Here is a 10,063-nt window from a genome sequence, read left to right as displayed (position 1 = left end):
TAGACCAGAGCTTACCCGAAGTAATTGCGGACCGGATATGGAAAGGACTAGAACGAAAAAAGGCTTACGGATTTCTCCATAAGCCTTAAGGAATAATGGTGGCCCCTCCCAGACTTGAACTGGGGACCAATCGATTATGAGCGAAGGTCTGACGCAATCTCACTGCACAATCAACATAGAAACCCTGCCCTGAATCACGCCTAATTCCACCAGCAAAATCACATCACCTGATTGCCCGCATGATTTTACTGACGTCGCCGTCGGGAAATCCACCGAACCTATATTACCGCCGCCACCGTCGAGGAAATGTAGAAAACTGTGTTGGAAGCGGTGGTGTGGGCTGAGTAGTGAGAGGCTATCAACCAAGAAAATCAGCGGTGGCCGCGTCTGTTTCTTCTTGAGACATCTGAGACCAGTCAGGCGTAGCATCCAACTTAGATTCAGACTCTTCGTACTCCTCCATCAAAGCATTCATAGCATCATCATCCAATGGTTCGAAATCACCCATTAGTTCGCTGTCATCGATCTCTGGCAGTTCTTCAACGTAGTAGTTTTCTCGGGCAGGTTTAACAATAGGCTCCGAGCTTTCAACGACTGGTTCTACATCTATGCTTGGTACAGACACTTCGAGGTCTGGTTGCTCTGACGTCGTTTCAGGGACAGCCGCTACCGCAGCAGCATCCATTACTCGTAGCGTCAGTTTTCGCCCGTTCGTGCCGCGTGTTCCACCAGAGAGTATTTCAATGCCTTGCTTAGCTAGCTGATCTTTGATGCGGTTAAGCTTGCCAGTCAATGCCGAAGCATTTTGAGGCCAATTACGAGGTAGACGGCGCATTCCCACCAATATCGCGCTCATTAGCATCTTGTGAACTTCAGTAGGTCCACCAGAAAATTGCTTATGCTGTTGGACCACATTGACGATACTAGCTAGGAACTCATCATGTTCTACAACTTGTTGATTCAAAGCCTTTTCCTGAGTCTTGTTCACATATTGCTGAACTGATTGATCTTCAATGCCGATAGCTCGTTCGAAAGCTGCTAGGAATAAGTTGAAATCACCAGCTCGATGGTTTGATATTGTTTGAACCGATCCTATGTAGCTCATAGCTTTCGAGGTGGTATCTAACAACCAAGCCTGAACTTGCGGTAAGATCTGATCAAGCTTGCGGTAGATCTCAATATCGCTTCCGTAAACTACCTTTGGCTTACCAGCCTTCACGAACAAGGAACGTGTACACAAGTCATGCTGTTTCGGGAACGATATCGCCGTCATGATAAGAGGTTGATGCAGTCTCGTTGCCACTACATCTGTATTCGTATACAGCTTACGATCATCAACTGTACCTCCGGTTGCTATACTACACAGCGCGTTCGCCAGTTTGTCATTGATACCTCCGCAGTTATCGAAGCACATTAAGTAGTTATTCGAAACAGTAGCCACCAAGTCACGTCCATCTTTGGGTTGGGCTTTCACCGTATCCTCACCTAAGCCGAGCAGCTTAGTTAGCAAGCGAGCTATCGTGGTCTTTCCCGTTCCGGCATTTCCGTGCAGATACAATATAGGAAACGTGAGGCCATTAGCGCGGGGGTGCGAAAGAATGAAACCAGCATACGCCATGATTAATGCAAATTGGTTGTCATTCAGATTGCTGAACATCTGCTTCAGCGAGCTAACAACACTTTCACCATCGTAAGGAGTATTATCGTAACTTAGACTTCCATTAGTAGGAGCGTGACGGAATGTAATACCTGTAGCTTCATCGATAGTTCTAACTTCACCTTCAGACAAAACTAAGGCTTTTCCATCAGTGCTATTCATATTCAACACTACACCCTCGGAAGGGTTATCTTCATCTAGTCGCTCGTTGTACAACGCCACATCAACTTCCTGACCATCTATCGTCGCACTTAACGCAACTGCTTCAATAGCCTTCTTGATATCCGAGCGAAGTAACCCTTTAATACCCGCAGCTCTAGCCGCCTTAGCAACGAGGGCAAAGAACTCATTACTTTCCAATGGAATGCTATAGTTCACAGCACTACCGGAAGTGATTAATACAGGCTCCCCTCTATCCAACGCGACAACACATTTTTGCGTCTTTTCTAGAGCTTCTATCAAACTATCACTGAAAATATCTTCATTACTTCTTAAAGCTTGAGTCAAAGCTACTGCGATAGGAGCCGATAGAGGTAAAAATGGAGTTTTTGGGCCTTGGGTTGTCTTGCTATTTTTGGTACGTAATAACATGATTTATATCCTGTTTATTTGTTATTTAGTGATTATTGATTACGTGATATTCACAATCACACCGTAGGCGGTAGCCTTCTCCGAGCACTTCCTCAGACACATCCGCCATCGCCTTTTCTGCCAAGGCATATGTTTCTGAATCTGTTGCATGAGTCTGGACACCGATACAGTCATGAATTGCAAAAATGAGTGGAATATTGATCTGCTCTAGCTTGATGCAGAGGTTACGCAGCATGTAACTACACACTGCTTGGACATAGAAATTTCGGATTGTTGTAACTCTCGTGTCGGCGGCGACGGTTCTTCGAAATCCGTAGACTTCTGCGAAACCTTGTTTCATCGCTTCCTTCACTTTTTCATCGAGATATGCATCGACTTTCTTGAAAATGACACGTAATTCCCGATCCCAGATTGCCGCCACTGTCGGGCTGACACCGAACTTCTTAGCTATGCCACGCGAAGTGATACCGTACAGATGGGCGATACACAGGCGTTTAAAATGCACTCTGTCTAGCTCAGTGAAAGCTTGAGCTCGTGATTGCAGCTCTAGGTACAAGTCTCCGTTTTGATAGGCAGACCACAGTGTATGGTCGCCAGCCAATGCCGCGAGTGATGCTGGCTCCTGAGAACAGTAGTCCAACACAAATATCTGCTTTCCCTTCTTGGGATAGAGCAGATGATTGCGGATTGGTTTTGATAGGTAGTTGAATGAAGCACCTTTGGGCGCTTCCCTACCTGTTGAAGATCCGAATGGGTTAGGCCATTCATGATGCTTACCTCGAAAATCAACGTTGAACCGCAATACATTTCTGTACCGAACGTACATCATTGCCATGTACATTCGCTGAGCGAGACCTACATTGATCTCTTTCAGTTTTCTTCTTTCTATCACCAACGTACCATCTGGGTTCCTCGGCCAAAGTGTTAGCTCTGGACCTGAGAGAAAAAAAGCAGGATCCCCCATCACCTGTATGCGGTTCTCATCATCAATGCTGAGAAGCCCCATACCTACTAAGTGCTGAAGATTCGCCTCACCATTTTCTAAGCTCCGTTGGTATTTCATTAATCGACCGATATGTATCGGTATGCCTCGTTGATAGCGAAGAACACAGCTTTCTATGTAAGCTCTGTCGTCGCTGTCGCCGAGTACATCCGAATCTCCCACCAGTTCTTCCAGTTTTGTAGTAAGAAAGTCTGATGGAGGTTCGAAGGATTTGTATTGGTTTAACCAATCTTCCAACCGCTCGGCTTTGACCCTATTCTTTATTGGTTTACATGCTGAGATGTGTTTCGCTTTCGCTAGAACCATTCCTGCGCGGAACAGTTCCTCATCTCTTATTGCGTTTATCATAGAATCCTCACTTATATTAAGTTCAACATCAGTTCCTCTTCTTTTTTGTCATATCCATTTTTTTAAAGAGCTTCGCAGACAAGCGGTTGCTGTCTACGAGGCCAATAACAACACGAAGATTTAAGCTTTTGAAGCTTATGTAAACGAGATGTACAGCGCTGAATTCAAGCTATAAAAAGCGTTCGAAAATGGGTTGAAAAAAATGAAACATAGCTGAAAGGCGCTAAAAATCCTTTAAACGAGTGGTGCAAAATTTAACCAGTTAAAAAGATGTGAAATTACGTTACAGATGTTAATTAGCCGCTGTTTTAAGCCTTTTGAGAACGCCCTGTTAGATAAATTATTTTTTTGAAAGAGTTTTTGTGTGACACGCATCACTTTGAATGCGAGTTATAAGTCAGATCCAATGTATCGACGACAACAAAAAAAAAGCAGAGGTTATCCCCTGCTTACCTAGCTTGTCCGTCAATCATCTATAACCTCGTCGGCGACAACACCAATTATGAGGCCAGCTATACCACCGATTAGTACCCCATATGGACCATACCTAGCCCCAATAGCAGCACCAATTTTCGCTGCACGAATACCTGTGTTCTTTTTGGATTGGGATGATGATTGTGAAAAGGTTTTGCTTTGCATGTTTGCTCCTTCGGGAAGTGAAGAAGAGCAATACCTATCGATACTGCCCTTAGTGATTTAATGTCCCAAGTTACTTAACTGAATCGCATAGATGATTAGCAAAGCTACGAGTCATCATCTGACTTTGGTACTGGTTATTTAGCTTCAATGTATTGAGCCAGAACTCTTCCCCATCAACTTCGAATTGCATAAATGCTTTCTGCTCTTGATTGCGGAAATTCACATCACCTTCAATATCCACGAAGATTCGACCCGATTTGGTTTTACCTGATTTCCATGTTTCATTGGTGAATGCCGAGTCGATCATGTCCCCTATTGCGTAAGGGCAACCATCTGGGCTGCCTTCTTTAATTGTCTGGATTGCATCATCTGTATCCGAACTAAATAGACCTGCTGATGCACCAAAGCTAGCTAGAACTAACGCACTGATTAGTAGTTTTTTCATTACTACATTTCCTTATTAGATTTACTGATTGAAGAATTTGATAGTGATTGCTGTCGGCGGCGTCGGTACGACGTCAGCGACGATAAATGGAAGGGTTATTTTGTTTTCTTGTCTGCGAGCGCTAACAGCTCTGCTTTTAGCTGTTGGTATTCGTCGCCTAGTACATGAAGATAAATTGATGATTCGGACTTTTGGGCTAGACCTAAGTCTCTAACTACTGAGGCGCAAAAACCTTGGTTATTGGCTGAACCTGAAGGATATAGGGATTTATAGACCTGACTTTTCCACGGGTTATCGCCTTGAGATTCAATCAACTGGAACAGTTCGTTAAGTGGAACCCAGTGTTTTGAATGCAATCCGGCCCCGCCACTTTGTCCGGCAATGCGAAAGTAGAGTTGGTTATCTTTACTGTTTTTGGCGATCTCATAGAGCACCGTTCCTTGGGCCTTTACTCCTAGTTTTGGTGCTTCACCTGACTTGAGAATGGTAGTGAATGGATTGTCTTCTGGTGTGGCTTTGGGGGTGTCAGCCTTTGCATTCTTCCTACTGTTTTTGGGTTGGTTCATAGAAACTCCTTTATTTCATTGGGATAGAAATAAGAAAGCCCCTACCAGACGAATCCAGTAAGGGCTCTTACAATTCAATAATATAAATTCGTTTTGCTGCTTGTTACGCCTAGGTTTTTTTTCCTGTCTTTTCCGGTACCGTTCCTGTCTTTCCAACACAGTTTTCTACATTTTCTCGACGGTGGCGGCGGTGATATAGGTTCGGTAGATTTCCCGTCGGCGTCGTCAGTAAAATCATGCGGGTAATCGGGTGATGTGATTTTGCTGGTGGATTTCGGGGTGATTCGGGGCAGGGTTTCTATGTTGATTGTGCGGTGAGATTGCGTCAGACCTTCGCTCATAATCGATTGGTCCCCAGTTCAAGTCTGGGAGGGGCCACCAAATTCCGATAAGGCTCATGGAGAAATCCATGGGCCTTTATCTTTTCTGCCCACAGCTCTTTATAAAGAGCGCTCTAATTCAAGTTTGTTCGCTTGGTACTGTTGTGCCGCTGAAACTAAATCTGGGCGATTAATCAACTTCCATAGGAAGTAAGGTGGGATTAGAAAAGCAACGAAGTAAAATGACTCGTGGAAAAAGACATGAGCAATATTGTCTTGATGTTCACACCATGCCATCAACGCATATAAATCAAGTAAAACACTCAATACTCCAAAAACCACAGAAACAACGATGGCTAAGCCAACAAGCTCTCTGAGGTAATATTTGTATGTCATTGTAGTAATTCCTTCTAACTAATTAGTGCGCTCAAAATTACGCCTCTAACCCTCCCGTTGAATTGACTTTTATCAACTTCACCGCCAATCAAATAAGAACTTAGTTTTATAAAAAAGCACTTGCGTAAAGTATTAAGCACTCATTAGCCAAGGTGCAGTTAATTGAATATAAAAAACCAGCGCATGAGCACTGGCTTTGAGGGGGCATTTAAAAAAGGAAAGGTGCTAACGCATTAATCTGATAGGTAATATTGAACGGTAGATACCACACGCACTTTCTTGATGTAAGGCGTGTTGCTATCACGTTCATAGATAGAGAACTGCCCTTGCGTTGCACGTTTAATTTTTCCTAATGAACTCTCTGAGTCTTTGGCGAACTTCTCTGCCACCTCTCGAGCGTTCTTGGTCGCTTCTTCAATCATATCTGGTTTGATATCATTAAGCTTAGTAAAGCTGTACTCAATACGATTTGAGTATGGGTCTTGGTTTAGTAAAATACCTTGTTTACCCAATTCACCTATCTCATTGATGGCCGATCTGACTACATCGATATTTTGGCTATAAACCGTAACAGTTCGATTCGCAAGGTAACGATATTCGATGTCCTGCTCATTACCATACTGCTGCGCTTTGCGATCCGTCACAGCAGGAGAAGATAACGAGAAGTTTGATTCATCCAGTCCTTTGGCCTCAAGAAAATCGAGCACTAACTTCGTCTGCTGATCAATCTCATCAAACATTGTCGGCATATCATTACTCGCCACAGTAAATTGAATCGGCCAAATAACCGTATCCGCTGGGTATTCTCGTTCAGATAAGCCTTTTACAGTGACGACACGCTCGTACGCCTTATATTTAATCGCTGTCTGTTGGATAAAAAAGCCTAGCACACCCAAACCAATGATCAGGCATAAGCCTAACCATATTGACGATTTATTGGAAATTCGCTCCATTCATCCTCCTAATTTCGTTAAATCAATCAATTTGCTATGTAGATAAGATAGCCTGAGAATGGCAACAAAATAGCGTTCGAAAGCTAAATTTGTGTCATATCACTCGAAATAATGAGCACAATAACATAAAATCGAACAGTGTTTTATTGTTAGATTTATTATCATGTTAAAAACAAAGTTAATGGTTATTTTCGGCGGACTCTTTATCTCAGCGTCTTGCCTTAGCGCCAACGATGTAACACCTGAAGACCAAAAGGCTGTAAAGCCAGTTACTGAAGAGAGTGCTCCTCTCGCTTGCGAAGAAGCACCGTGCGGAAGTAAAGGCTTTGATGGTCGCTTACTACTTGAGAATGAACCAACCAAGCAAGTACTGAAGTCACTCGAAAGCCTTGGCGAAACACTCAATTCTCTAAGCATCCTTATGTTTGCTGGTGATAAAGCATAAAAAGCGCTATCCGACACGGTTTAATCATAAAATAATCATGAAGAGTGAAGGAAAAATCGTCGCTAAATCCGCATACGTCTAAAGGCAACTCTAAACAATATGGTTAGGCGACTGTATCCACTTTAACTGTCGGAAAGACTAAACAAAACTGGGTTTGGTGTTCTTCTGAAGTCACGGTGATCTTGCCATCATAAGCGTGAACGATCGACTGAGTGATCGACAAGCCCAGCCCTGCCCCTACGCTACCAGAGTGTTGGCGTGATTTGTCGATCCGATAAAAACGCTCAAATAGATACGGTAGGTTTTGCTTAGGGATCGTTTCACCAACATTACTGACTGTAATTTTCACCTGCTCATCACTCTGTGTGATATCAATAGAAATCGTCGTTCCATCATAGGCATGGCGAATCGCGTTAGACAATAAATTACTGATGGCACGCTCAAACATGTTTTGGTCCATATACAACGTCGCTTCACCTGAGGTGATGATCGCCAAGTCTGAATCTTCCGCCAATATTTCAAAATACTCGATCAAGCGTGCAAGCTGCTCATGCACAGCAAAGCGTTCATTATGGTGATGAATAAGCTTGTTCTCTGCTTTCGCGATATACAGTAAATCATTGATGGTCTTGGTGATCCGCTCTAACTCTTCCAAGGTAGAGGCAATCGCTTCTTGATACTCCTCAGGCCTACGGCAAGCTCCAAGTATCACTTGGTTTTGCGTCGTGATATTAGTCAGCGGTGTTTTTAGCTCATGGGCGATATCGGATGAGAACTCACTCAAACGATGAAACCCCGTTTGTAAGCGATCCAGCATTGCATTGTGCTTGATCGCCAGATCTCGCAGCTCAATGGGAAGAATCTCCGGTTCAATTCGAATATCCAACTGTTCAGGGCTGACATGTTGGATGTGTTTATTCAAAGCAAGGATCGGCTTCAAACCTCGGCTAACAATCATTCGGCTGAACAACGCAGAGGTGATAAATGCAAAGCCCAACGACCAAAATAATATCCAGCCGAGCTTATTGAGAAACAACAGATGATGATTAATGCTCGCTCCAATAACGACCGTGACGTGTTTGGCCTGAAACGCAAATGCACGAATATCTAGCGAGTTATCATGCCATTCAATCGCCTTGCTTTGATTCAAGATTTGTGGGGAGCTCAGTGTCACAGATAGCTCATCAGGAATAGAGAGTGTGGAGTTTTTATAGGTCTGTTTGCCCTCTTCAAACGCCCACATGTAAGCAGAACTGTTATCTATGAGCAAAGACGCTGATTCTGGAGAAACCATCATCGTCTTCTCTATGGCATTATATTTGCTGACCATTTCATTGTAATCTTGCGTGTAGAAATGCCGCTCGATGGTGTAATAGAGAATAAAGGCTAAAACAAGGTAAACCACCAGCGTCGTGCCGACAAACATCAGCACCAGCTTATTTTGCATGGATAGGTTGGCAGGGCTCTTAAACATCTGGCGCTTCCAGTTTGTATCCCATCCCTCTTATGGTATGGATTAAAGGTGTTCCAAATGGTTTGTCGACCTTATTGCGCAGTCGTTTAATAGCAACATCAATTACGTTGGTATCGCTATCGAAGTTCATATCCCATACCAGTGAAGCAATAGTCGTGCGCGAGAGCACTTGCCCCTCTTTCCGCATCAAAAGCTCAAGTAGCGCGTATTCTTTAGCTGTTAAAGTGATGGTTTGCCCATTCCGCGTCGCAACTCGCTTCATCATGTCCAACTTTAAGTCTGCGATTTGAAGCGTCTGTGAAGAGGTTTGCACCCGAGAGGAAGTATGATGGCGAAATACATTTTGAATTCTTGCCAGCAGCTCTGCAAACGCATATGGCTTAACAACATAATCGTTAGCACCAAGCTCAAAGCCGCGCACACGATCTTCTATCTGCTCTTTGGCAGTCAGCATAATCACCGGAGTGTGAATATCACTACTGCGGAGAGTATTAAGCACTTGCCAGCCGTCGAGCTTTGGCAACATGATGTCGAGAAGAATAAGGTCGTAAGGCTCACTGGTTGCATGATAAAGCCCATCTACACCATCTCGTACCCAATCGACAATGTAGCCAGATTCAACCAATCCTTTTTGCAGATATTCACCTGCTTTTGCTTCATCTTCTACAATCAGTAATTTCAATGTTTGCCCTCTATCTCGACAAGTTTCACCTAGCTGCGACGATCGACAAAAGAGTACGATGCCGACCACATCATACTCTTTTCATCTTTCACTTTTATCGATTACTGTCGCGCTGTGCGTAGTTCACTTTCACATTGACTGTACCTAAATATTCCAGCTTCCCTTCTTCATTCATGCGCTCTTGAACCGTCACAAAGCCACCATCTTGTAGATACGTACTATTAGAAACGATGTCGAAAGTTCGAAGGCTCAGCTGTTTATTTAACTCACGAGGCGTCATGTTTTTTAACGAATTTAGTTCAGTTAGCGCTTGTTGGTATGCCAAGTCAGATGTTGTGGTCGGCGCCACTGAAATGGTCTTCACTACTTCTTGATTAATGTACTTTCCGCCAGTGAACGTCGGCTGAGCAAACGCAGATGCGCTAGTGAATGCCATAGTTGTGATAAGGAGAGCGACTTTCAGTGTTTTCATATTGATGACCTTTGAACGTTTGTTTTCAATGGCTTCATTATTCAACAATGCACCTGACACCAATCTATCACC

Annotated in this window: 11 protein-coding genes; 1 reads left to right on the top strand and 10 read right to left on the bottom strand. The window is 43.7% G+C overall.

Features of this window, described 5'->3' with window-relative positions; genetic code table 11:
- Nucleotides 1-358: 358 nt before the first annotated feature.
- The 7 genes from ACTS60_RS19935 to ACTS60_RS19905 form a co-directional block, all read right to left on the bottom strand.
- Nucleotides 359-2,248, bottom strand: a complete 1,890-nt coding sequence (locus ACTS60_RS19935) for an ATP-binding protein (RefSeq protein WP_213912503.1) — start codon at nucleotides 2,246-2,248, stop codon at nucleotides 359-361.
- Between the two features lie 25 nt (nucleotides 2,249-2,273).
- Entirely contained in the window at nucleotides 2,274-3,311 is a 1,038-nt protein-coding gene (locus tag ACTS60_RS19930) for a DNA polymerase (protein WP_440889678.1), read from the bottom strand.
- Nucleotides 3,312-4,064: 753 nt separating this feature from the next.
- Nucleotides 4,065-4,238 carry a hypothetical protein gene (locus ACTS60_RS19925; protein ID WP_274012642.1) on the bottom strand — a complete coding sequence of 58 codons (174 nt, stop codon included), beginning with the start codon at nucleotides 4,236-4,238 and terminating at the stop codon, nucleotides 4,065-4,067.
- Between the two features lie 70 nt (nucleotides 4,239-4,308).
- The gene (locus ACTS60_RS19920) at nucleotides 4,309-4,683 is read right to left on the bottom strand and encodes a hypothetical protein (RefSeq protein ID WP_069538470.1); all 375 of its coding nucleotides are present in this window, start codon (nucleotides 4,681-4,683) and stop codon (nucleotides 4,309-4,311) included.
- A gap of 95 nt (nucleotides 4,684-4,778) precedes the next feature.
- Nucleotides 4,779-5,249 (bottom strand): hypothetical protein, encoded by a 471-nt coding sequence (locus tag ACTS60_RS19915; RefSeq protein WP_440889677.1) that lies wholly within the window; start codon nucleotides 5,247-5,249, stop codon nucleotides 4,779-4,781.
- A 440-nt stretch (nucleotides 5,250-5,689) separates the two neighbouring features.
- Nucleotides 5,690-5,965: a D-fructose-6-phosphate amidotransferase gene (locus ACTS60_RS19910; protein WP_440889676.1), complete on the bottom strand. Its 276-nt coding sequence runs from the start codon at nucleotides 5,963-5,965 to the stop codon at nucleotides 5,690-5,692.
- Nucleotides 5,966-6,198: 233 nt separating this feature from the next.
- On the bottom strand, nucleotides 6,199-6,918 hold the full coding sequence (locus tag ACTS60_RS19905) for an SIMPL domain-containing protein (protein WP_440889675.1): 720 nt from the start codon (nucleotides 6,916-6,918) through the stop codon (nucleotides 6,199-6,201).
- 163 nt (nucleotides 6,919-7,081) lie between these two features.
- Between ACTS60_RS19905 and ACTS60_RS19900 the strand changes: the two genes are divergently transcribed.
- A complete protein-coding gene (locus ACTS60_RS19900) occupies nucleotides 7,082-7,363 on the top strand; it encodes a hypothetical protein (RefSeq protein WP_440889674.1) in 282 nt (93 codons plus the stop codon).
- A gap of 103 nt (nucleotides 7,364-7,466) precedes the next feature.
- On the opposite strand, the gene ACTS60_RS19895 is transcribed toward ACTS60_RS19900, so the two are convergent.
- The 3 genes from ACTS60_RS19895 to ACTS60_RS19885 form a co-directional block, all read right to left on the bottom strand.
- Nucleotides 7,467-8,837 carry a heavy metal sensor histidine kinase gene (locus ACTS60_RS19895; RefSeq protein WP_440889673.1) on the bottom strand — a complete coding sequence of 457 codons (1,371 nt, stop codon included), beginning with the start codon at nucleotides 8,835-8,837 and terminating at the stop codon, nucleotides 7,467-7,469.
- Nucleotides 8,830-9,519 carry a heavy metal response regulator transcription factor gene (locus ACTS60_RS19890; protein ID WP_440889672.1) on the bottom strand — a complete coding sequence of 230 codons (690 nt, stop codon included), beginning with the start codon at nucleotides 9,517-9,519 and terminating at the stop codon, nucleotides 8,830-8,832. Before ACTS60_RS19890 ends, ACTS60_RS19895 begins: the two co-directional genes overlap by 8 nt.
- Before the next feature lie 94 nt (nucleotides 9,520-9,613).
- Entirely contained in the window at nucleotides 9,614-9,991 is a 378-nt protein-coding gene (locus tag ACTS60_RS19885) for a DUF3316 domain-containing protein (RefSeq protein WP_440889671.1), read from the bottom strand.
- Nucleotides 9,992-10,063: the final 72 nt, after the last annotated feature.

The organism is Vibrio sp. WZ-1, assembly GCF_052037695.1.
Lineage (GTDB): Bacteria > Pseudomonadota > Gammaproteobacteria > Enterobacterales > Vibrionaceae > Vibrio.
The sequence above is the reverse complement of the archived record's forward strand: the minus strand, read 5'-3'. Positions and strand labels throughout refer to the sequence as shown.